At 41.2% G+C, this 21860-nt stretch carries 21 protein-coding genes and 1 pseudogene; 12 read left to right on the plus strand and 10 right to left on the minus strand.

Going from position 1 to position 21860, the window contains the following annotated elements:
• Positions 1-213: 213 nt before the first annotated feature.
• From LGZ98_RS19630 to LGZ98_RS19645, 4 genes are all read right to left on the minus strand, one after another.
• Positions 214-1206 (minus strand): fimbrial protein, encoded by a 993-nt coding sequence (locus LGZ98_RS19630; protein WP_262978448.1) that lies wholly within the window; start codon positions 1204-1206, stop codon positions 214-216.
• A 19-nt stretch (positions 1207-1225) separates the two neighbouring features.
• Complete coding sequence (locus LGZ98_RS19635; protein WP_262978449.1) at positions 1226-3766, minus strand: fimbria/pilus outer membrane usher protein; 2541 nt, start codon at positions 3764-3766, stop codon at positions 1226-1228.
• A 37-nt stretch (positions 3767-3803) separates the two neighbouring features.
• Positions 3804-4478 carry a fimbrial biogenesis chaperone gene (locus LGZ98_RS19640; protein ID WP_228902816.1) on the minus strand — a complete coding sequence of 225 codons (675 nt, stop codon included), beginning with the start codon at positions 4476-4478 and terminating at the stop codon, positions 3804-3806.
• Positions 4479-4591: 113 nt separating this feature from the next.
• Positions 4592-5122 carry a fimbrial protein gene (locus LGZ98_RS19645; RefSeq protein WP_113040612.1) on the minus strand — a complete coding sequence of 177 codons (531 nt, stop codon included), beginning with the start codon at positions 5120-5122 and terminating at the stop codon, positions 4592-4594.
• Positions 5123-5655: 533 nt separating this feature from the next.
• Here LGZ98_RS19645 and LGZ98_RS19650 point away from each other — a divergent pair.
• Positions 5656-6498: an alpha/beta fold hydrolase gene (locus tag LGZ98_RS19650; protein ID WP_113040611.1), complete on the plus strand. Its 843-nt coding sequence runs from the start codon at positions 5656-5658 to the stop codon at positions 6496-6498.
• 393 nt (positions 6499-6891) lie between these two features.
• Here the strand turns inward: LGZ98_RS19650 and LGZ98_RS19655 are convergent, their stop codons facing one another.
• Positions 6892-8283, minus strand: coding sequence for an amino acid permease (locus LGZ98_RS19655; protein ID WP_113040610.1), 1392 nt, complete (start codon positions 8281-8283; stop codon positions 6892-6894).
• 245 nt (positions 8284-8528) lie between these two features.
• The gene (locus tag LGZ98_RS19660; RefSeq protein WP_262405092.1) at positions 8529-8660 is read right to left on the minus strand and encodes a hypothetical protein; all 132 of its coding nucleotides are present in this window, start codon (positions 8658-8660) and stop codon (positions 8529-8531) included.
• A 690-nt stretch (positions 8661-9350) separates the two neighbouring features.
• Between LGZ98_RS19660 and stlC the strand changes: the two genes are divergently transcribed.
• From stlC to stlE, 3 genes are all read left to right on the plus strand, one after another.
• On the plus strand, positions 9351-10298 hold the full coding sequence (stlC, locus tag LGZ98_RS19665) for a stilbene biosynthesis aromatase StlC (RefSeq protein ID WP_262978450.1): 948 nt from the start codon (positions 9351-9353) through the stop codon (positions 10296-10298).
• Positions 10299-11447, plus strand: coding sequence for a beta-ketosynthase StlD (gene stlD, locus LGZ98_RS19670; protein WP_113040608.1), 1149 nt, complete (start codon positions 10299-10301; stop codon positions 11445-11447).
• Positions 11448-11532: 85 nt separating this feature from the next.
• A complete protein-coding gene (gene stlE, locus LGZ98_RS19675; protein ID WP_036775642.1) occupies positions 11533-11775 on the plus strand; it encodes a stilbene biosynthesis acyl carrier protein StlE in 243 nt (80 codons plus the stop codon).
• 78 nt (positions 11776-11853) lie between these two features.
• Here the strand turns inward: stlE and ydgH are convergent, their stop codons facing one another.
• The gene (ydgH, locus tag LGZ98_RS19680) at positions 11854-12807 is read right to left on the minus strand and encodes a DUF1471 family protein YdgH (protein WP_262978451.1); all 954 of its coding nucleotides are present in this window, start codon (positions 12805-12807) and stop codon (positions 11854-11856) included.
• Between the two features lie 414 nt (positions 12808-13221).
• Here ydgH and pntA point away from each other — a divergent pair, with 414 nt between their 5' ends.
• Together pntA and pntB are read left to right on the plus strand one after the other, a co-directional pair.
• Positions 13222-14751 (plus strand): Re/Si-specific NAD(P)(+) transhydrogenase subunit alpha, encoded by a 1530-nt coding sequence (gene pntA / locus LGZ98_RS19685; protein WP_113040605.1) that lies wholly within the window; start codon positions 13222-13224, stop codon positions 14749-14751.
• Between the two features lie 10 nt (positions 14752-14761).
• Positions 14762-16150, plus strand: a complete 1389-nt coding sequence (gene pntB, locus LGZ98_RS19690) for a Re/Si-specific NAD(P)(+) transhydrogenase subunit beta (protein WP_113040604.1) — start codon at positions 14762-14764, stop codon at positions 16148-16150.
• Between the two features lie 126 nt (positions 16151-16276).
• On the opposite strand, the gene LGZ98_RS19695 is transcribed toward pntB, so the two are convergent.
• The 3 genes from LGZ98_RS19695 to LGZ98_RS19705 all read right to left on the minus strand — a co-directional run bounded on the left by LGZ98_RS19695 (position 16277) and on the right by LGZ98_RS19705 (position 17979).
• Positions 16277-16576, minus strand: a complete 300-nt coding sequence (locus tag LGZ98_RS19695; protein WP_113040603.1) for a type II toxin-antitoxin system RelE/ParE family toxin — start codon at positions 16574-16576, stop codon at positions 16277-16279.
• On the minus strand, positions 16564-16854 hold the full coding sequence (locus LGZ98_RS19700; RefSeq protein ID WP_113040602.1) for a CopG family ribbon-helix-helix protein: 291 nt from the start codon (positions 16852-16854) through the stop codon (positions 16564-16566). Before LGZ98_RS19700 ends, LGZ98_RS19695 begins: the two co-directional genes overlap by 13 nt.
• Positions 16855-16953: 99 nt before the next feature.
• Positions 16954-17979, minus strand: coding sequence for a HoxN/HupN/NixA family nickel/cobalt transporter (locus tag LGZ98_RS19705; RefSeq protein ID WP_113040601.1), 1026 nt, complete (start codon positions 17977-17979; stop codon positions 16954-16956).
• 369 nt (positions 17980-18348) lie between these two features.
• Here LGZ98_RS19705 and LGZ98_RS19710 point away from each other — a divergent pair, with 369 nt between their 5' ends.
• The 6 genes and pseudogenes from LGZ98_RS19710 to LGZ98_RS19735 all read left to right on the plus strand — a co-directional run.
• Positions 18349-18651 (plus strand): urease subunit gamma, encoded by a 303-nt coding sequence (locus LGZ98_RS19710; RefSeq protein ID WP_113040600.1) that lies wholly within the window; start codon positions 18349-18351, stop codon positions 18649-18651.
• A 91-nt stretch (positions 18652-18742) separates the two neighbouring features.
• Positions 18743-19132: an urease subunit beta gene (locus tag LGZ98_RS19715; protein WP_113040599.1), complete on the plus strand. Its 390-nt coding sequence runs from the start codon at positions 18743-18745 to the stop codon at positions 19130-19132.
• Complete coding sequence (locus tag LGZ98_RS19720) at positions 19122-19286, plus strand: hypothetical protein (RefSeq protein ID WP_158536452.1); 165 nt, start codon at positions 19122-19124, stop codon at positions 19284-19286. The genes LGZ98_RS19715 and LGZ98_RS19720 overlap by 11 nt, the downstream gene beginning before the upstream one ends.
• 54 nt (positions 19287-19340) lie before the next feature.
• Positions 19341-21056 (plus strand): urease subunit alpha, encoded by a 1716-nt coding sequence (locus LGZ98_RS19725; RefSeq protein ID WP_262978452.1) that lies wholly within the window; start codon positions 19341-19343, stop codon positions 21054-21056.
• Between the two features lie 76 nt (positions 21057-21132).
• Positions 21133-21729, plus strand: a complete 597-nt coding sequence (gene ureE / locus LGZ98_RS19730) for an urease accessory protein UreE (protein WP_112895841.1) — start codon at positions 21133-21135, stop codon at positions 21727-21729.
• A pseudogene (locus LGZ98_RS19735) lies at positions 21726-21860 on the plus strand (urease accessory protein UreF); the annotation flags it as partial. The gene ureE and the pseudogene LGZ98_RS19735, both read left to right, overlap by 4 nt.

Raw genomic sequence — 21860 nt, forward strand, 5'->3', positions numbered from 1 at the left:
ACATAGTTATCTATGCTCCCGGGGATTCGTTCCCTTGCCGTTATATTACTCCGACTATTGCATTTATTGACTCTAATAAAGAAAAAATATTTTATATATAATGTTGTGATTTCACGAAGAGAAATTTTCTCAAAGATTTTTCAGATAAAAACAATCAAATAACAGCGCATCAGCCAAGAAATAAACTTTCTATAACTGATGCAGATAAATTAATTACTGATAAGTTAATGTCATTGTTGCGGTTACATTTGCCTGCCCAGGGGTAATATTGCGATCGGTCTGAAAATAGCGGGCGTGTAAAGGGATAGATAACTTCCCACCTGAATAGCTATTACCAATATTGATTTGTGAATGGATAATGACAGGTTGGTTGTTATAAAGAATTTGCATACCTACACCGGAAGCAGTTGTATGATTATCATTTTGATCAAGCGCCCATACGTGATATAAGTTATTTTTTGCTTTCTTTCCGTCGAGCATTAATTGAATCTGGACATCATCATCACAATCTAAAATAATCTCAAAATCTTTCCCTCCTGCGGTGCTATTAATACCAGAAAAATCTATTTTTTTGATATCTCCCATAGGAACAGTAATATTGGTATCTTTCAGCGAACAGCTTTTAGTAATAATTCGGGTATTTCCCAAACGGTAAGTATGCACGATGTGGTTATTTACCCGTGCTTGAATTAACTGCTCATTTTTGACAAAACCAGAACCTGTTGTTGGTGCTATTTTTATTAGCTGAATGGTCAAATAACCCCATGTTTTACCACAATACCAACGACCAGAATTGTCGCAGCTTACGGGGTTATTAGCAATACGGGGTAACCAGTCGATACCATAGCCGGGACTCCAAGTATTTATTCTTATACCTACACCGGGAATACCGGACTCGTAAATAGCATCCTTGTTGTATTCTGCACTTTTGTAGGATGTGTATCCCCATGACGTATTAACATTTGTATCGCAATAGAAGATATTGTTTTTATTGTCTAATTCATCTGCCCGATATTCATAAATTGTTGTGCCAATAGGTTGATCCCTTGGAACATATAAGGTTCCAAAAGAGAGATGAGTGATTTCTGATTTAAATCCTTTCTCAAACTGGCAGTTAGCGGCAAAACTATAAGAACTGACTATCAAACCAATTAATAAGTTGGTGATAATGAGAAAATATTTAAGTTTATTGTAAATATTAAACATAGCGTTTTCCTGTGGGTGGTTATTTACAGTGAGCTGCTATTATATAAATACCGGATAAAGGACTTTTTTCCGGTAATTTGTAATTAACAACACATTCCTGAATATCTTTATAACCCCATTTAACGAATAATCGTCCACTATCGGGTAGACCAGTGAGGTAAACTTGCCCTTCATGACTAACAATAGCGCTATTTACTTCATCGATATCATGGCGTTTTTCTAACGTGACAACTGCACCAAAAGGAATAGGATTTTCTTGATAATAGAGATTGATGAGAACTCTGTGACCTATCCGGGTTTTAAAATCGGCCAGGACTAATGCCCCACGAGTAGGAATAACGGTTTGGGCATTAACGTCAATATCGACATTATCTGCTAATGAATGCGTATCCAGTGCAATCCGATTTTTCCGGTAACTGCTAACATAAGGAATAATCGCATAGCCATTCCAATCGGTGGCAATACCAACATTATTTTGGATCTTTATTCCTTGAGCGCCATCAGCCCGGACTAATGCCAATGTATCTCCCAAATGTTGTGAAAGCGTAATGCCGTATGGGTGAGCAACAATACCTCCTTGAAGACCATAATTTAATTGGTGCGAATGACGATCATAGCTATAACCAGTATTAAGTTGACCATAAGCGCCTTTATATTCCGCATGAATATGACCGCCAGCGCCAGTACCGTGATTCGTGTAACTCTGCTGTAAACTATAGATTAAATTATCGTCTTCCAGCGCTGTGCCACTTAAACCTACTTGATGGGAAATATCTTTGTTTTTATTGGTATTAAAATTATAACTAGTCCAGCTATTTTTTAGCCAGCGATCTAATGGAATCTGTATGCTGAATGAAAAGATCTGCTCATTTTTATCCGTATCTGGAAGTTGGCTGTAGGTATAATTTAAGCTGTAATTAACATTATTATAATTGGTGCTATAACCTGCGTTGATATTACGTTCATAGCCAGATTGTTGCCAGTAATTTTGTTGAAAGGCGGACAGATATAAACTGCCAAAATTTCCCAGAGATTGATTAATATGCAGTTGTAATTTACTTCTTTTATTGGTGCGGTAACGCCAGTCACTTTTATTAGCATCATCTATGTCATTGGCTTCTTTAAAATCATAAAAACCACGTGTCGAATAACGATAACCTGCCAGAGTAAAATTAGTTCCTGTTAATGAAAGGTCTTTTGCATATTGAAAACGGTAGGATTGCCCTTTGGTACTTATATTAGATGGTAAATCGGTGTTAGCGTGAGTGATGTCAAAAGAGAGAGAACCCAATATACCAAAGTTATAACCTGATCCTAAAGCAACGGATTGATAATCTTTTGAAAAAATCGTACCACCATAGGTAGTGATATTATTAGAAAAACCATAGATTAATGCGCCTTGGGTAAAATTAGGTTCTCGCCCATGATTATTTGATAATTGATATTGGCCCAGTGTTATCGAATATTGCAAGCCTCCTTCCCGTAACATAATCGGTATCGTCGAAAAAGACTGAGTTGATCGATATTCCTGACCATCTGCTTCCTTGATAATAACTTCCAAATCTCCACTTGTTGTCGTTGGGAAAAGGTCATTAATGACAAATGGGCCCGGTGAAACATAAGTTTGATAAATGATATAGCCGTTTTGCTTGATTGTAACTTGAGCATTACTTTGAGCAATTCCTCGGACACTAGGAGCGAAACCTTGTAAGCTGTCTGGTAACATATTGTCATCAGAAGCTAATTGTAAGCCACGGAATTGAACACCCTCAAAAATATAGGAGGAGGTAAAGCTATCACCTAGCGTTAATTGTCCTTTTAGTGCGTGAATATCCCGTTGTAAATAGGTGTTAATACTTTTCCAACTTTTATCACGACTGGTATAGGTAGAATAATGGCGTAGGCGCCATGCTTGCCAATTAACGCCCGTTCGAAGATTCAGATAATGGGTCTGCGTAGAGCCGGATGGATTATCTTGCCAGGTATTTGAACCACTATAATTATAGTTAATCAGTAATGAAGTTAATCCTTGCTGCCATAATTCAGGCGAAACATAACCTCTTGCCTGATTGTGTAATATTGCTTGTGGAATACTGATATCCAGCCTTTGCTGACTAAAATTGAAGATGGTGCTTGCTGATGGAATATATTGACTTAAATCAGACAACTCTGTTTCTGGTGGTAAACTGATCAGCTCTGGAAAGCTATCAACTTTTACTCCCATATCCTGTAATTGCTGAATTGTCAGCTTGGGTAGCAATTTATTATTTATCGTGGCAAAGGTTACGTTCCTGGTATCTATTTTATCTCTATTAAGGTAAATATCTACCCAGTAAATACCGGGCGGATAGTCATCTTGCGTGAAAATAGAGAGATCAATGTCTTCAGGTGAACCAAAATCAGTACCTATTTCCAGTGCATGAATGTTGAAATAATCTTCAGAATAAGTTTTAGCCGGGTAAAAAAGTACGCCAACAGCGATAAATGGCACTAATAAGAGCCATGAATGTTCAATATTGTATGGTTGCTTATTAATTTTATGCTGTGAGTACTTTCCCATAATTAATTTTCTGGCGTAGAGTAATGTAATAGTTTTATTAAATGGTTGTTTTTTCCTCGGCAGTAGCACCACCAAAATCATTAATTGCTTTCCAATTTACCTGTTTTATGTTCTTTGCCGGCAGAGGCCAGCTTAGTTGGCTAAAGGGCTTAATCATGCCCGCAGGTTTTATTTCATGTTGATCTACTTTAAGGTAAGAGAATGAAATGAAGTAAGGGGTGGGGTTCTCTGCGATCAATGAATTATTTTCCGTACGGAATTTGAGTTTTTTGTATGCGGTACTTGACTTTTCTGTTAAATTTGCAGGGCGGTAAAACAATTTAAACTTTGACTTAACTGTTATTTGCAATTGATTCTGATCTGATTTCACCGAGGTAGGAATAGACTTTACATTTAACCAAAAAAGTGATTCCCGATCTTGAGGCAGATTACTTTCTGTTTTTACAATACGCAGGATATTTTCATGGCCTGCTGTGAGTTTAAAGATGGGAGGAGTAACGATAAAAGGGGTTTTCGTATTGTCATTTTCATCTTGGATCCAAGATTGAATCAGGTAAGGGGCATCTTTTTCCGGGTTATTTATAGAAATAGACGCTTCTTTTTTGTCACTCATGTAAATAACACGAGTTCCACCAATGACGACACCTGCGATAGCGAAATTTATGCTGATGATATATAGAAAAATTATTGTCAATAGACGTTGATACTGCACAGTAACATCTCCGTTTTATTATATTATTTTGTGGGATTTGCGGGCATCCATGCCCCGTACTTCTTTATTAGAAACAAAACGCGGATGAAGTTCTGTTCTAAATTTGGCCTGCTTTAGTTATAAACAATCGTAAAATTAGCGACTGCATCACCCGATCCTGGGCTAATTGCTTGAGCTGTTGCAACATATTTTGCAATGAACTTCAGTTCTGCGGTTTTTTGATCAGTAAAAGCCTGGAGTTTGGAAGCTTGTGCCAAAGGAATTAGCGTTGAATTATCTTCTTCATAGATACCAACAGCAACACCACCAGCAACTTCTTGACCTTTATCATTGGATAAAGCCAGAAGATTATTATTTTTACTGTCTATCTGCCCGTCAAATTTAACTTGTGCATGGGTATGCTCTGGTGGGCAATCACTCATTTTAATACTAAAGGGGGTGGCAGCCGCAGTACTATCTACACCACTAAATGCAGTTGAGCTAATTGTTCCCATGTTTACGTTTTGGTTCGCAGAGTCAGTATCGATTTTACAAGCATTAGAGATGATATTACCGGTAAAGTTAATCTTTCCGTCCGCTGCATTTGCTACAGGAATAAGTACAGAAGATACAAGTAAGGATGAAATAATCAGTTTAGCTTTCATTGTAAATAGATCCTAACCCTAACGTGCATGGCGTCAGGGAAGTAGAAATATTGATTTAATTGGAACTGTATAAACATCAATACAGCATGTAAATATTCATAGCTTTTATCCGATAACAACAACGATAACTCAAAATGTGTCTTTTTAGGGATAAAGTTAGGCGATCATAGCGATTAATTATGAAAAATCCAAAGAATGACTCGATAATATATTATATTTAAGATTTTTATCTGCATCTTTTACTTAAACAGGATTATTTTTTAATATTAATGTTATTTATTATATGTAATAAATCATTATGCTGGTCAATGAGAATATCTTTTAATTAATAATTGGTTAGAAAATTAATTGTGATTTATATCACAATTAATTTATTACACTTAAAAAGTTATTTTTTTGCTGTTCTATCATTTCTCGCTAATATTTTTTCTCCTTGAGAATGTTTATTCTAAGAAGTAAGTCATCTGGATTAAATGGCTCTATAGTTTTCTCATGTGAACTTTCTATTATAATTAACTCTGTAAGGGGAAAAAATGAAACAGTTCGTCTTTGCATTAGGATTCTTGTCCATCGTGTTTGCAGTCGCGCAGCCCGTCTTAGCCACGGAAGTAGAGCAGAAAACCGTCACCAATGGTGCGGCGCTGATCGAATATTCGATGCGCGGGGAGGGACCGCTGATTGTGATGATTGCTTCAACCGGGAGGGGAACAGCGGAGTTTGCGCCACTCGCGAATCAACTAGTGGCACGCGGCTATCGCGTTGCTCTGCCCGAGCCGCGCGGAATCTCGGGGTCGACCGGACCCATGGAAAATGTGACTTTCCACGACTTTGCCGGCGATTTTGCGGCAGTAGTTGCGGCGGAGGGAGGTAAGGCAATTGTGGTGGGGCACGCTTATGGCCATTGGATCGCCAAGACGATTGCTTCGGATTATCCCGAAATGACTCGTGGCATAGTACTTCTGGCAGGGGCGGCGAAATCTTGGCCCTCGGAGCTCTCGGATGCGATCATGGTGATTAGTGATCCTGAATCCACTCGTGAGGAGCGGCTGACGAAACTTAGGCTTGCCTTCTTCGCGGCAGGCAATGATCCAACGCCTTGGCTTGAGGGTTGGCATGCTGATGTCATAAAAAGTCAGTCTTCGGCGCGCGAGCTAACCAATCGCAAGGATTGGTGGGCTGGCGGGGCGGTGCCAATCCTCGATCTACGGGCTGGTTCCGACCCGTTCCGACCTGAATCGTCTCGGATGGAGGCGAAGGATGAGTTCGGTAACCGTGTTACTGTCGCAGTGATTGACGGGGCCAGCCACGCGCTACCTGCTGAGAAGCCGATCGAAGCAGCGGATGCAATTGCGGATTGGTCCGACAAATTGAAATAACTTAAGGACAATATCTGGTTTCTATCAGGGCATTCGTAACGAATTTTGTTTTGGTGCGAATGCTCTAGGCAGAGACGATTCCAATAGGACAAATATAGATACCAGTTTTACACCTTTGCCGATGATGATCTGGAATAGGGGGTTGAGGTCCAGCCACGCAAAAAACCACGCTAAGAGATTATGTATCTGTTATATATGACTTTCTCTACCTTTCAAATTCAACCGAATTGATTAAAGAATCATACCAATCAAGTTGTATTAACAATATTAGTTACAACATAATTATAAAGATAACAACAACAAAAATATGACAGAACAACGAAAAACCAAACAAACTGCTATATGAAAATCCAGAAAGCCATTACAAGAAAATAATGGCTGGATCTGACGAGATTACTTGATTAGCAACCCAGTGGCAGGGATTGCTGTTATCAGCAATGCGACAATAGTGAGCTTTTCAGCCAGATGTAAGCTATTTTTCTGCGGGTTTTGGCGGCGTGCATACAAAAAAACAATAAGACCTGGCGCATAGAGAACAACAGACAATAGCAAATTCATCAAACCGGATGCATAAAGCAGCCATATGCCATAAATGCATGTTCCAACAGCAATGAGTAATAACCCCTTATTGCTACGATCAAAAGCGACTTTTAAAAGAAATGCTCCGACAAGGAAATAGGGTACTAAAATCATTTCTGATGCAATTGTCAGCAATGAATTGTAGTTGCTTCCACTCAACCAGATCAAAACGAGAGAGAGTTGTACCGCGCCATTAGTGAACCACAATGAAGATGATGGCGAATTATTGCGGTTTTGCCGGTTAAATACTTTTGGAAAAGAGCCGTGTTGGGCAGCGATAAATGGCACTTCGGCTGCCATGATTGTCCAACTCAGATAAGCACCACAGACGGAGACAATCAATCCGGCAGCAATAATGATTTCACCTGCGGAACCAACAAGTCCTACCATCAGGTTTGCCATTGATGGATTGCGCATTGCTGCTAACTCAGGTCGTGGTACTAATCCAAGGGAGAGTAGGGTGACCAAGATGTATATTGCTAACGCCGCAATGACAGCCAGCATGGTTGCAATACCCACATCTGTCCGTTTTTTCGCTCTGGCTGAAACCACAACAGCACCTTCAATACCAATAAAAACCCAAAGGGTAATTAACATGGTATCTTTTACTTGTTGCCAGACAGGAACCCCTAGATCGATGCCTTTAAAGTCGAAATGAAAGATATCCATTTTGAAAGCTATGGCGGCAAGTATGATGAAAGCACCTAAAGGCAGTAATTTTGCCATTGTCGCCAATTTGTTGATTCCGGCTGCGGTTTGAACGCCGCGGAGTACTAACCAATGTACGAACCAGAGTAGAATAGATTCTCCCAATAGGGACTGCCAAGTATTGCCGTCACCAAAGATGACAATGCCTTCTTTATCAGTAAAAAAACTTAGAGCGGCAAAAACGATAACCAGATAGGAAACGTTGGCAACGACTGCGCATAACCAATATCCCCAGGCAGAGCAGAAGCCTATTAGCTCACCAAAGCCCTCTTTGGCATAAGTGAAAATCCCTCCATCAAGATCCGGACGAAGACGAGAGAGCAGTAACAGTGCGGTAGCCAGGAACAGGATACCGACACTTGTTATTCCCCAGCCGATCATTAACGCTGCCGGGCTGGCGATTTCAGCCATATTCTGCGGTAAGCTGAAAACACCCGCACCGACCATAGAGCTGAGTACCAGAGCAGTAAGAGCTGTGAGACCTAGTTTCTTTTCCAAAAATATGTTCCTAATATGACATAAACTGCATTATTAACCAGTTTGTTATCCTGATCACAAAGGTGAACTGGGTATCGGGTTTTCATCGCTTCCAAGCTGTACAGGGCGGAGAAACAAACTGATTGAACCTAGAAATAGGGGGGGATTCTACGAAGGGTATGAGCTGGATGCAATGGTTTTCTATGCAAATAACTATAAAATTTATGCATTATTTGATGGTAAATTTAGTGAGATACAATTTGTTTTTATAAGCTGATATGAGTTACTTTTATCATGCTGTTTATTGTACTAAGGTAAATAGGTAATAAGCATGAATTACTATACCCGTCATCTTTCAAGTTGCCTCTTTGTTGGCTGCACTCGCTCACCCCGGTCACATAGTTATCTATGCTCCCGGGGATTCACTCCCTTGCCGTCGCGATCCATATTGAAATCCATTGGTATAGTGTTATTACTAATTAAGTAATTTTTATTTTAATTTTTTCGATCGATCTCAAAATTTAATAAAAATAATTGTGAAAGATAAAGTTTTATCTCTAATTTACCTCTAGTTTTCATTTTGTTATGCAATATTATTGCTAAGTAATAATAATCTCTTGTTTTTATGTCATATTATTAAATTAATCTATTAGATATGTAATTTCATAATGTTATGAATATCTTATTAAATTAAAAAGATGTAATGTTTTTTAATTCGTTGATTTAATTTAAATATTTTTTCGATTTTAATTGATTTTGTTAATCTTATATTCAAGTTAATATATTTTTCATTGATTTTTCTATCAGTAACTAATTAATTTCCTACAATGTGATATAAAACTAATCTTATATAAAAATAAAAAAATCATGTTGACAACGACTGTTTTGATTTATATTGTTTGTGAAAATATTACTCTGTGATTTATTAACTTATTTTTCTTGTATATGTTTTTAATTTTCAGGAATGATTATATGTACGTATGCCAAAAAATATTCTTAGATGGTTAGAGGACAGTTGTCATTAAAATTTTTATCTTTTAGGTGCCGATGAATGGCTCAGTATTAAATATTCATAAAGGTTAGAACATATGAAACGTGTTCTTGTGGTGTCGTATTCCCAAAGTGGCCAATTGATCGAGGTGGTAAAAAGCTTAATTTCACCCCTGCAAGAGTCTGAAGAGATATACATCCGTGAAGTTATTCTGAAACCGATTCCAGAATTTGCATTTCCCTGGAAGTTTTCTAAATTTGTTGATGTTTTCCCAGAAACAGTGCAGTTACATCCGCCTGAGCTAGCGCCTTTGAATCTGGAAGACGAAGAACCTTTTGATTTGGTCATATTAGGCTACCAAGTTTGGTATTTATCACCTGCTCCTCCGATAGTGGCATTTCTTAAGAGTGAAGAAGGAAAGCGTTTACTTAATGGCCGACCGGTGGTGACAGTTATTGCTTGCCGCAACATGTGGTTGATAGCTCAGGAAACTGTCAAAAGATTGTTGCATGAAAGTGGAGCATATTTGCGCGATAATGTGGTCTTTGTTGATAAAGCAAACTTTTTTGCAACAGTATTCACAACCCCGATATGGCTAATGACAGGAAGAAGACAGCCATTCCCTAGCTTACCGCGGGCGGGCGTATCGGAGGAAGACGTTAAAGATGCTACACGTTTTGGTGATGCATTGTTGGCAGCGCTCAAAACGGATAAAGAGAAAGTTGATGCTCCAATGTTGAAAGGTATGGGAGCAGCGGTTGTCGACCAAGCTTTTATTTTCGGTGAACGTGCGGCGCATCGAGGATTTAGATTTTGGTCCGGGTTGATTTGCCGTGTGGGCAAACGAGGGATATGGGTAAGACGCTCTTTATTAGCGTTGTTTGTAACCTATTTAATATTGATGGTACTAGTTGTTTTTCCTATTTCAGTGGTTGTTCGCCGTTTGCTTACCCCATTACTTAAAGAACGTCTTAATGAGTTACAGAAATACTATGAACAACCTTCTGGTTCTGCCCGCTATGATGATAAGGAGATAAATAAGTAAATGAGTAACAACGTTTATATCACTAAAGTTTCCGCGTTTATGCCGGGAAACCCAATAGATAATAATACAATGGAATCTGTCCTTGGTTTTGTTGGTGGTCGTCCATCAAGATCTCGTCATATAGTCCTTCGCAATAATGGTATCAAATATCGCCATTATGCACTGGATCCGGAGACAGGTGAGACAACTTATACATCTGCTCAATTAGCGGCTGAAGCAGTAAAAGGCTTGGTTGATGAACACTTTTCTTTAGATGATATGCAAAGTCTGGCAGCAAGCAGTGGTACTTCTGATCAAATTATACCGGGTCATGGTGTCATGGTTCATGGAGAGCTCAAAAATAAACCCTGTGAAGTTATCTCAACTTCCGGTGCTTGTGCTGCCGGTATGACAGCGATGAAATATGCTTATTTGTCCGTTCTCTCGGGAGCGACAAGTAATGCGGTTTCAACAACGTCGGAAGTACCTTCCACTGTATTGCATGCCCGCAATTTCCAGAGTGAAAACGAAGCTCGGGTTGCAGAACTGGAACGACGCCCTGAAATCGCTTTTGAAAAAGATTTTCTGCGTTGGATGCTTTCTGATGGTGCCGGCGCTGCTTTACTTGAAAACAAACCTCGACCTGATGGTGTTTCATTACGAATTGATTGGATAGATATTTACTCTTTTGCTAATGAGCAAGAGACATGTATGTACTCAGGTGGAGAAAAGTTAGCAGATGGCAGTTTGAAAGGTTGGGCTCAAATGAGTCAGGCTGATTGGCTTGCATATTCTGTTTTCTGCATCAAACAAGATGTCAGATATTTAAATGAGAGGGTCGTTAAATTCACACTTACCGAACCATTGAGACGGATAGTTGCTGATCGTAACTTATCGGCAGAATCTATTGATTGGTTCTTGCCTCATTACTCATCTGAATATTTCCGCATGAAATTCTCCGAGGGTCTTGAAGATATTAATTTTGGTATTGAACAAGAGCGTTGGTTTACTAACTTATCAGTGAAAGGAAATACCGGATCGGCTTCTATTTATATCATGTTGGATGAGCTTATGAAGTCGGGTAAATTGAAGAAAGATCAACGTCTGTTATGTTTTATCCCTGAAAGTGCCAGATTCACAGGGGCATTCATGCACCTGACTGTCGTGTAAATATTTAATCTTAGTGTTAATGAAGAATGGGGAAACAACCTGTTTCTGTTTCCCCTTGTAATTGGTACATCTAGGAAAATACAGCGTGGAAAATTTAGAGAATCGTGTCAAAAGTGTTGTTGCAGAGCAACTTGGAATACCTGAAACCCAAATTCTTAATACACAAACATTCGAGGAATTAGGTGCCGACTCGTTAGATAATGTTGAACTGATTATGGCTCTGGAAGAGCATTTCGGGATAACTATTGATGATGAAGAAGCGGAAAAAATAGTGACGATACAGAACGCCATTGATTGTATCGATTCGAAATTAGAATCCGCTAACTAATTTGAATAACTTTATTATCTTTATAAATAAAAAAAGCACATATGATTATCATGTGTGCCTTTTTTTGGGTTAAATAGATTATTTAAACAAGTCTGCGCTGATAGTGGAGGTTCCACCGCTGGATTGCCATTCACGGGTAATATGATAGTACTTAGCACCTTTAGCTGCGGCACGTTTAGCCACTTCATAGGAAACATCAGGCATGCTGTTGTAGTAACCTGAAAAGGTGATGGACTCAAAAGGAACCATCTGAGCAGCGCTGATTTTATTTAATTCTTGGATTTTTGTGCCATCAGGAAGCGTTACCGTGTAACGTTTACCTTTAGAATACTGGGTTTCAAAGAAGCGGCCAACAGAATTACTGGTTGAAGTTGAAGAGGCTAAACCAGGAATTTCTACTTTCTTAGCTGATTCGCCACCAGCAGCCAATGCAATGCGTCCAGAATCGGAATCTGCCGGGATAACAGCTTCATCAGCCTGAATTTGGCGTTTTGGCGCATCATCTTTATAAACATAAGCTGTCACTGTCTGATTACCACCATCATTGATTGCAACCTGACGAACAATAAAGAAAGCCGCAGCGCCTTTTTTCTTAGCTTCTTTTGCAATGGCTTCATTCAAATCGGGTTCATTGTCGTAAAAGCCGTTAATAGTGACTGTATCGAATGGTTCCAACGTTATAGCTTCTGCTTTGGGTAATTCTTTGATGCCGCGGAATATACGATATTTAGGTGAATTATCAATTTCCTCTGCATCTTTGTGATACAGATCAGCTGTAACGCGCAGATTGCCGCTATTATTTAGATCGTCAAGGCTTTGGATATAAAACCCATCTGCCCCCATTTTGTCTGCACGACGGGAAACCGCATCGGCAGCTTCATAAATAGCATTAAAAGGGCCTGTAACCGTAATACGTTTAAATGGTTTCAGCTCTGCCGCTTTCTCCGGGGATAACTCTTGAGCTGCTTGAACAGTGGTAATACCCGTTAATGAGAATACCGCTGCTGCAATGATCGTTGTTTTCAGCTTCATAAAAAATTCTTCCACCTTGCGCATTAAATAGTTGTAACTTGCTGAACATGGTTATGCATCACATAGCCGATAATTATTACATGTAATAATAGCTAATGTCCCACGAATTTATGCTATCAGTATGAATGAATGCAAGTTTATAGGATAGGGCGCCATAAGTTTTTATCAGCATAGCGAGTGGTTCAGTTAAAAGTGTGATTTGCACCGGGTAATACTACACCGGTAATACTACACCGGTAATACTAGTTAGTTATTTTACGCATTAGTTATCTATTATCGATAATATTTTCAATTTGTTATCAAAATATTTGTTGATAGATTTTACTGATGGCAGTAATAAAGTTAATTTAGTCGCTAAATTGACTGTAACAAGCAATAATCATCATTAATCTTAGGCTTTAGGAAGGGAACATTATGCGTATTGGTGTACCGAAGGAGCGACTTGCCAATGAAGCACGTGTTGCAGCCACACCGAACACGGTGGAACACCTGCTGAAATTGGGATTTAATGTCGTTGTTGAGAGTGGCGCAGGGCATTTAGCTAGCTTTGAGGATAGTGCTTACCAACAAGTAGGTGCTGAAGTTACTGATCGTCATAATATTTGGCGTTCAGATATTATTCTAAAGGTTAATGCTCCTGAGGATGATGAAATTGCATTAATGAAGGAAGGGTGTACGTTGGTTAGTTTTGTCTGGCCAGCACAAAACCCTGAGTTAATGCAGAAGTTATCAGACCGCAAAGTCACGGTGTTGGCGATGGATTCAGTACCGCGTATTTCCAGAGCACAATCGCTGGATGCGTTGAGTTCTATGGCAAATATTGCCGGTTATCGTGCAATAGTTGAAGCCGCTCACGAATTTGGTCGTTTCTTTACTGGTCAGATTACTGCGGCAGGAAAAGTCCCGCCAGCCAAGGTGATGATTATTGGTGCCGGTGTTGCTGGTTTAGCTGCTGTGGGTGCTGCGGGCAGCTTGGGCGCGGTTGTTCGTGCATTTGATACTCGTCCTGAAGTTAAAGAACAAGTTCAGAGCATGGGGGCGGAGTTTCTTGAGCTGAATTTTGAAGAAGAGGCCGGTAGTGGTGACGGATATGCAAAAGTCATGTCTGAATCCTTCATTAAAGCGGAGATGGCGCTTTTTGCTGAACAGGCAAAAGAAGTTGATATCATTGTAACAACAGCGTTAATTCCAGGGAAACCGGCTCCGCGTCTTATCACCAAAGAGATGGTTGAATCCATGAAGCCGGGTAGTGTGATTGTTGATCTGGCCGCTCAGACCGGAGGGAACTGCGAATTAACGCAAGCAGATAAATTGGTTATTACTGCAAATGGTGTGAAAATTATTGGTTACACAGATTTGCCAAGCCGCTTGCCAACACAATCTTCACAACTCTACGGCACTAACTTGGTTAATTTGCTGAAGTTACTGTGCAAAGAGAAAAATGGCGAAATCAATATTGATTTTGACGATGTTGTTATTCGTGGCGTGACAGTTGTCAAAGAGGGCGAAATGACCTGGCCGGCGCCACCCATTCAAGTTTCGGTTCAGCCGCAAGCAAAACCGGCATCAGTTAAAGCAGAAAAGCCAGCGGCGAAACCCGTTTCACCTTGGTTGAAATATGGTTTATTGGCATTGGTTGTTATCTTGTTCGGTTGGTTAGCCAATGTTGCGCCAAAAGAATTCTTATCTCACTTTACTGTTTTCGCGTTGGCTTGTGTGGTGGGTTATTACGTGGTCTGGAATGTCAGCCATGCATTGCATACACCGTTAATGTCGGTAACTAATGCCATTTCGGGGATTATTGTCGTTGGGGCGTTATTACAAATTGGTGATGGTGGATGGGTAAGTTTCTTCTCATTTATTGCTGTTCTTATTGCCAGCATTAATATCTTCGGTGGCTTCACTGTCACTCAACGCATGCTGAAAATGTTTCGTAAGGACTAAGGGGTAACTAATGTCGAGTGGAGTCGTTACAGCAGCATATATTGTTGCCGCCATTTTATTTATTTTCAGCCTGGCAGGTTTATCTCGTCATGAAAGTTCTAAACGCGGAAATATTTTTGGTATCACCGGGATGGCAATCGCGTTGATTGCGACTATTTTCGGGCCTGATACCGGAAGTGTTGTCTGGGTTATTCTGGCGATGGTGATCGGTGCGGTGATTGGTATTCGTCTGGCAAATAAAGTTGAAATGACCGAAATGCCGGAATTGGTTGCTATTCTGCACAGTTTTGTTGGTTTGGCCGCCGTGCTGGTCGGTTTTAATAGCTTTATTGCTCACGATAGTTTTGCAGAACCCGTGATGGAAAATATCCATCTGACGGAAGTTTTCTTGGGGGTTTTCATTGGTGCGGTTACCTTCACCGGTTCTGTTGTGGCATTTGGTAAATTATGTGGAAAAATTTCCTCTAAGCCGTTGATGTTGCCAAATCGTCATAAATTAAACCTTGCAGCGCTGGTGATCTCTTTTGTGCTGTTGATGACTTTTGTGAAAACGGAAAGTACAGGTCTGCAAGTGTTCACGTTGTTGCTTATGACAGCAATTGCATTGGTGTTTGGTTGGCATTTGGTTGCTTCCATCGGTGGTGCTGATATGCCAGTGGTGGTTTCAATGCTGAACTCCTATTCGGGCTGGGCCGCGGCAGCGGCAGGTTTCATGTTGAGCAATGATTTGCTGATTGTAACGGGTGCACTGGTTGGTTCTTCGGGGGCGATTCTCTCTTACATCATGTGTAAAGCCATGAATCGGTCTTTTATCAGTGTGATTGCCGGCGGGTTTGGTACTGATGGTTCTTCAACCGGTGATGAGCAAGAGATGGGCGAGTACCGTGAAACCACAGCGGAAGACGTTGCTGAACTATTGAAAAACTCAACTTCTGTTATCATCACGCCGGGGTACGGTATGGCTGTTGCACAGGCGCAATATCCGGTACATGACATCACGGACAAACTACGTGAGAAAGGCGTCAACGTCCGCTTTGGTATTCATCCCGTCGCGGGGCGTTTGCCTGGGCATATGAACGTGCTGTTGGCAGAAGCAAAAGTGCCTTACGACGTTGTTCTTGAAATGGATGAAATCAATGATGATTTCTCTGATACCGATACTGTGTTGGTCATTGGCGCCAACGACACTGTTAACCCTGCGGCACAGGAAGATCCCAATAGCCCAATTGCGGGTATGCCCGTTCTGGAGGTTTGGAAAGCACAAAATGTTGTTGTGTTCAAACGCTCAATGAACACAGGTTACGCCGGTGTGCAAAATCCACTGTTCTTTAAAGACAATAGCCAAATGTTGTTCGGTGATGCGAAAGCGAGTGTAGAGGCAATCCTACGTGCACTGTGATTTTCTATCGTTTTAACTTACAGATTTGATAGATTTACTGTCTCTTAGTCAAATTTCTTGATTAAGAGACAGAGATTACATCCGTTGTTTACTTAATTTACGGTTCACTAGTTATTAATGTTTAAGTTAGTGCTTCTTATATTTGATTTCTCTCTGGTGACGGAGAGCCACGATGTAACGAGTATTACTTCTGGGAAGCTCTTTGTATAGCAATACATAGCCTGTACCGCCAAAAGGGATAATTAATTCAAAGAATGGATAAATTTCTGTTGGCCGTCCAGCTAAAACATTAGATTCCAGTGCTTGGATATGTTTGCTAATGATATTAAATGCCGACTTTGCAGCCGCTGTATCGCGTTGATGTAAAAAATCAATAAGGCGATTTATATCTCTCATGGCTGCTGGAGTGACTATTACAGATGGCATTCAGGGGGTTCCTTGTCCTCGCCACGAGCAAGAGCATCCAGCCAATTGCAAAGTTCACCGCCAGTTAAATGCAAGCCGGTAGTTTCATATTCTAACCAGGCGTTTTGGGCATCGCGTAAAAATTGTTGTCTGGCCTCCAAAGTATCAATTTCGCTTTCAATTGAACGTACCATAAGAGAATGGGCAGAAATGCCTTGTGCATCAGCCAGTGCTTTAATACGTGTTTTCAACCCTTCATCTAAGCGAAGGGTTATTGTCTGTTTCGTTTGTTTATGCATAGCCTTCTCACAATGATATCACTAGTAATACAAATGCTATCATTAGGTAGCGAGCATAACAACCTTTCGGGATGTAATACATTGCCCGCTATGTAAATATTACTTAATCTCCAGCGTATCGTAGCCCCGCCAGCGGTAATTCATCACCGATAAGGTCCAGAACAGAATAAAAATCCCGACGACCCAAAAACCAACATTGCCCATATTGTCATTTAATGCCCCGATAGTGTTCCAGAAAACGCCATGCAAATCCCACTGTTCAGCGATAAGTCCGAGCGCTTCCAATCCGCCAATGAACAGCGCTACGGCAACGGAAGCCGCAGTAATGGTCATGTTGTAGTAGAGCTTGCGTGCTGGTTGGGAAAATGCCCAACCATAGGCACCGACCATAATAAAATTATCCAGTGAGTCGATGAGTGCCATACCGCTGGTAAATAGCGCCGGGAATACCATCAACGACCACAGAGGAAGTCCACTGAGAGAACCGGCGGCAGATATACTTAATAGCCCAACTTCGGTAGCGGTGTCGAAACCCAATCCAAACAGAAAACCGACCAAATACATATGCCAGCTTTTGCTTACCAGTCGGAAAACCGTGTGGAACAGGCGCGTCATGATTCCCCCTGGCATTGTTGCTAGTTCGGTAAAATCACTTTTAGCTAGATCTCTTCCACGTTTGAGCTCCTGAAACTTTTGATAGACGCTTTTTAATATCAGCAAATTAATCAGTGCTATTGCTAGCAGAAAGCAGGCAGAAACTAAGGTGCCAACAATACCGCCATAGTCATGAACCCAACCCATTTGATCTTTAAACGCCATAGAGGTCAGGACGATGGCGAAGCAGGCCAGAATAACAATGGTAGAGTGCCCAAGAGAAAAGAAAGCGCCGACGGCAATGGGTGATTTACCCTGTTGCATCAGTTTACGGGTGACGTTATCAATTGCCGCGATGTGATCAGCGTCAACTGCATGGCGCAGTCCATAACCGTAAGCCAGCAGGGCTGCCCCCATCATAACCGCATGATGACGGAAAGCGATAAATGCCCAAACCCAAGCCAGTATGTTGGCGGCAATCAAAATAACAAGAAGAGATACAGCACGTTTTTTATCCGTTACATTATTCATATATGGAATACCTGTAAATCTGTGAATGTAAAACCCGCCTTACGGGTGATTGCTAGAAGTCAAAAAAATAGTAAGTATTTTCTGACTTCATGACCTATAATTTTTTCACTAAGTAGGCATACTAATCAGCTTGTAATATTACCTTGGATAAACTTAAATAAGAGGTAAGAGGACTAACCTGTGTTGAGAAGAATGATCTTAATTGACATATTATGGTCTTTGTGTCAAAGCTTTTTTACTAAAAGATTATCTCAATCAATATTCGGATGGACAGCAGCTTTTGAATAAAGTTTGTTGGAAAAATCGTATTAAGTTATATATTGACATAGCAGTGTGGCCGTATGGAATAACCAATGATTAGGGGGTTTTATGCAATTAACACCAAGGGAAATCGAAAAACTCATGGTATATACACTGGCTGATGTCGCATTAAAGCGTAAGTCTCGTGGTTTAAAACTCAATTATCCTGAAGCCGTTGCGATTATTACTGCGGCTGCATTGGAAGGTGCCAGAGAGGGGAAAACACTGGAAGAGGTGATGGATGATTCCAGACACGTTCTGACTAAAGAAGATGTGATGGATGGCGTCGCTGAGCTTATTCCGCATGTACAGGTTGAAGCAATATTTACTGATGGTAGTCGCTTGGTCACGGTGCATGATCCCATTCAATGATTGCTGAAACAAATTGTAAATAGCAGGAAAAATGATCTAGACAAAATATTAACTTATGTCTTGACTCACGTCTTAACGTGGAGATTTTCCGATGGAAAAAAATAATAAAGAAGATATTACTCCATTGGGGGGATATATTCTGGCTAAAGACCCGATCTCCTTTAATGAAGATTGTCCGGTTATTCAATTAAAAGTTCGTAATTCTGGTGATCGTCCTATTCAGGTGGGATCTCATTTCCATTTTTTTGAGGTAAATAAAGCTTTACAATTTAATCGTGCGGCGGCGTTTGGTAAACGACTTAATATCACGGCAACAACCGCTATCCGTATTGAACCCGGTGACGAAATTGAAGTGTCATTAATCCCGATTGGTGGGAACCAAAACGTTTATGGATTTAATAATTTAGTCGATGGTTGGGCAGGTAAAAGTCTGGTTGCTATTGATGAACCTGTGGAAAAAACCTGGTTGCATGCTGGGTAGTAGAATTGAGTTATATACCCTATGGATTTCAAGATGGATTGCGACGGCAAGGGAGAGAATCCCCGGGAGCATAGGTAGCTATGTGACCGGGGTGAGCGAGTGCAGCCAACAAAGAGGCAACTTGAAAGATGACGGGTATAAAGTTATCGAATAAATTCAAGGTAGAGTTGACGAACGTTGGAAAATCTTTCGAACAAAGGAATAAATTATGCCAACCATTTCCCGACAGGAATATGTAGGTCTTTTTGGCCCAACGACCGGCGATAAGATCCGCTTGGGTGATACCAATCTATTTATTGAAATTGAGAAAGATCTGCGTGGCTATGGTGATGAATCGGTCTATGGCGGAGGTAAATCACTGCGTGATGGTATGGGTGCGGATAACTGTATGACCAGCGAAAACGTGTTGGATTTGGTGATTACCAGCGTCACGATTTTGGATGCCCGACAAGGAGTCATTAAAGCGGATGTCGGCCTAAAAGGGGGTCGCATTGTCGGGATAGGTAAAAGCGGTAACCCCAACATGATGAATGGCGTCACGCCAGGTATGGTGGTTGGTGTCAGTACTGATGCTATATCTGGAGAACATCTCATCCTCACGGCTGCTGGCATCGATACCCATATTCATTTTATTTCTCCTCAACAAGCTGAACATGCTTTATCCAATGGTGTGACAACTTTCTTTGGCGGTGGTGTTGGCCCCACCGATGGCACTAACGGCACTACTGTTACCGCCGGCCCGTGGCATATCCACCGTATGTTGCGTGCTTTTGAAGGTTTACCGGTTAACGTAGGTATTTTGGGAAAAGGCCATGCTGCGGTAGCAATGCCGCTGGTTGAACAGATCAAAGCTGGCGTTGCCGGTCTGAAAGTGCACGAGGATTGGGGCGCAACTCATTCTGCATTGCGTAATGCCTTACGTGTAGCGGATGAAATGGACATTCAAGTCGCGGTACATACCGATAGCCTGAATGAGGGAGGTTATGTTGAGGATACCATTGATGCTTTTGAAGGTCGCACCATTCATACTTTTCACACTGAAGGCGCCGGTGGTGGACATGCACCGGATATCATTAAAGTTGCCAGCCAGATGAATGTGTTGCCTAGCTCGACTAATCCCACACTGCCTTACGGAATCAATAGTCAGGCAGAACTATTTGATATGATTATGGTTTGCCATAACCTTAATCCCAAAGTGCCGGCTGATGTTGCATTTTCGGAAAGCCGTGTACGCCCGGAGACCATTGCGGCGGAGAATGTTTTACACGATATGGGTGTACTGTCGATGTTTTCCAGTGATTCTCAGGCAATGGGACGAGTGGGAGAAAACTGGCTGCGCGTGATGCAAACTGCTCATGCCATGAAAGCGGCTCGTGGCAAGTTGCCGGAAGATTCAGCACATAACGATAACTTCCGTGTATTACGTTACGTTGCCAAAATTACGATTAACCCGGCGATTGCTCAGGGAATAAGTCATGTGCTCGGTTCAGTTGAAGTGGGCAAAATGGCTGATCTTGTGCTGTGGGAGCCACGTTTCTTTGGCGTAAAACCTAAGTTAGTCATCAAAGGCGGTATGATTAATTGGGCGGTGATGGGGGACCCAAATGCTTCGCTGCCGACACCTCAGCCGACATTTTATCGTCCGATGTTTGGCGCATTAGGCAAAACCCTTCAGGAAACCTGTGTCACTTTTGTATCTCAGGCGGCAATGGAACTGGGGGTAAAAGAGAGTCTTGGTTTGGAACGTCAGGTGATGGCGGTTCGCAACTGCCGGGTTATCTCTAAAAAAGACATGGTGCGTAATGCTGAAACGCCCACCATTGAAGTGGATGCCGAAACCTTTGCCGTCAAGGTGAATGGTGAATATGCCACAGTAAAACCGGTCAGGACAGTCGCGCTCAATCAGCGCTATTTCTTTAGTTAGTCTATTTTTTGCTGCTGGTCAGAGAACGTTTTTTCTGGCCGGATTAACCGATCCACGCATTCAGAGGGGTTATCTTATGATTGTTATTGAACAGATTCTTGGTAATGCCAAAAAAGATGTTTTCTGGCGAGATCGCTTGCAAGGGATCTCGCCGGATATTTTGGTGCTTTCGCAATGGGAAGCGCAAAAAAGCCGTTGTCGTAAATCCACCCTTAACGGATTGGATTTAGGTATTTCCCTTGACCGTCATCAGGTATTGTCTGACGGCGATGTTTTATTGTGGGATGAAACCAAAGGGCTGGCGGTTATTGTCCAGATGAGCTTGCGTGATGTGATGGTTATTCATTTGAAATCATTGCTGTCACTAGATTCAGAGACGGTAATGAAAACCAGCTTTGAACTTGGTCATGCCCTAGGTAACCAGCATTGGAAGTCAGTGATTAAAAATCACCAGATTTATATTCCGCTAACAGTATCAACTAAGGTCATGGATTCAGTCATGAAAACCCATGGCTTTCACGCATTGCCTTACTCCTTTGTTAAAGGCGAAGAGATATTGCCTTCTCTTAGTAACGCCGAAGCTCGTTTATTATTTGGTGGCGCAGAGGATTCTGCAACACACGTTCATGTCGATAATACGTTTCTGAACCAGCATGTGATTAAACTAAAATGAACGCTCTCCGCTTAATCAGAATCATGCAATTTGCGGATTCAGTACTGCCTGTTGGCGCATTTTCTTTCTCAAACGGTCTGGAATCAGCCATTCAGAGCAAAATCGTGTATGACGTGGCAACGTTAAGCGAG

The organism is Photorhabdus kayaii (genome assembly GCF_025384895.1).
Classification (GTDB): Bacteria; Pseudomonadota; Gammaproteobacteria; order Enterobacterales; family Enterobacteriaceae; genus Photorhabdus; species Photorhabdus kayaii.

Bases quoted from the DNA above. Each gene is read 5' to 3' on its own strand.
- pntA (WP_113040605.1), top strand. From the start codon at position 13,222: ATGCGTATTGGTGTACCGAAGGAGCGACTTGCCAATGAAGCACGTGTT.
- LGZ98_RS19705 (WP_113040601.1), bottom strand. From the start codon at position 17,979: ATGAATAATGTAACGGATAAAAAACGTGCTGTATCTCTTCTTGTTATT.
- LGZ98_RS19710 (WP_113040600.1), top strand. From the start codon at position 18,349: ATGCAATTAACACCAAGGGAAATCGAAAAACTCATGGTATATACACTG.
- LGZ98_RS19725 (WP_262978452.1), top strand. From the start codon at position 19,341: ATGCCAACCATTTCCCGACAGGAATATGTAGGTCTTTTTGGCCCAACG.
- LGZ98_RS19700 (WP_113040602.1), bottom strand. From the start codon at position 16,854: ATGCATAAACAAACGAAACAGACAATAACCCTTCGCTTAGATGAAGGG.
- LGZ98_RS19645 (WP_113040612.1), bottom strand. From the start codon at position 5,122: ATGAAAGCTAAACTGATTATTTCATCCTTACTTGTATCTTCTGTACTT.
- LGZ98_RS19630 (WP_262978448.1), bottom strand. From the start codon at position 1,206: ATGTTTAATATTTACAATAAACTTAAATATTTTCTCATTATCACCAAC.
- stlC (WP_262978450.1), top strand. From the start codon at position 9,351: ATGAAACGTGTTCTTGTGGTGTCGTATTCCCAAAGTGGCCAATTGATC.
- ydgH (WP_262978451.1), bottom strand. From the start codon at position 12,807: ATGAAGCTGAAAACAACGATCATTGCAGCAGCGGTATTCTCATTAACG.
- LGZ98_RS19720 (WP_158536452.1), top strand. From the start codon at position 19,122: ATGCTGGGTAGTAGAATTGAGTTATATACCCTATGGATTTCAAGATGG.
- LGZ98_RS19695 (WP_113040603.1), bottom strand. From the start codon at position 16,576: ATGCCATCTGTAATAGTCACTCCAGCAGCCATGAGAGATATAAATCGC.
- pntB (WP_113040604.1), top strand. From the start codon at position 14,762: ATGTCGAGTGGAGTCGTTACAGCAGCATATATTGTTGCCGCCATTTTA.
- ureE (WP_112895841.1), top strand. From the start codon at position 21,133: ATGATTGTTATTGAACAGATTCTTGGTAATGCCAAAAAAGATGTTTTC.
- stlD (WP_113040608.1), top strand. From the start codon at position 10,299: ATGAGTAACAACGTTTATATCACTAAAGTTTCCGCGTTTATGCCGGGA.
- LGZ98_RS19635 (WP_262978449.1), bottom strand. From the start codon at position 3,766: ATGGGAAAGTACTCACAGCATAAAATTAATAAGCAACCATACAATATT.
- LGZ98_RS19715 (WP_113040599.1), top strand. From the start codon at position 18,743: ATGGAAAAAAATAATAAAGAAGATATTACTCCATTGGGGGGATATATT.
- LGZ98_RS19650 (WP_113040611.1), top strand. From the start codon at position 5,656: ATGAAACAGTTCGTCTTTGCATTAGGATTCTTGTCCATCGTGTTTGCA.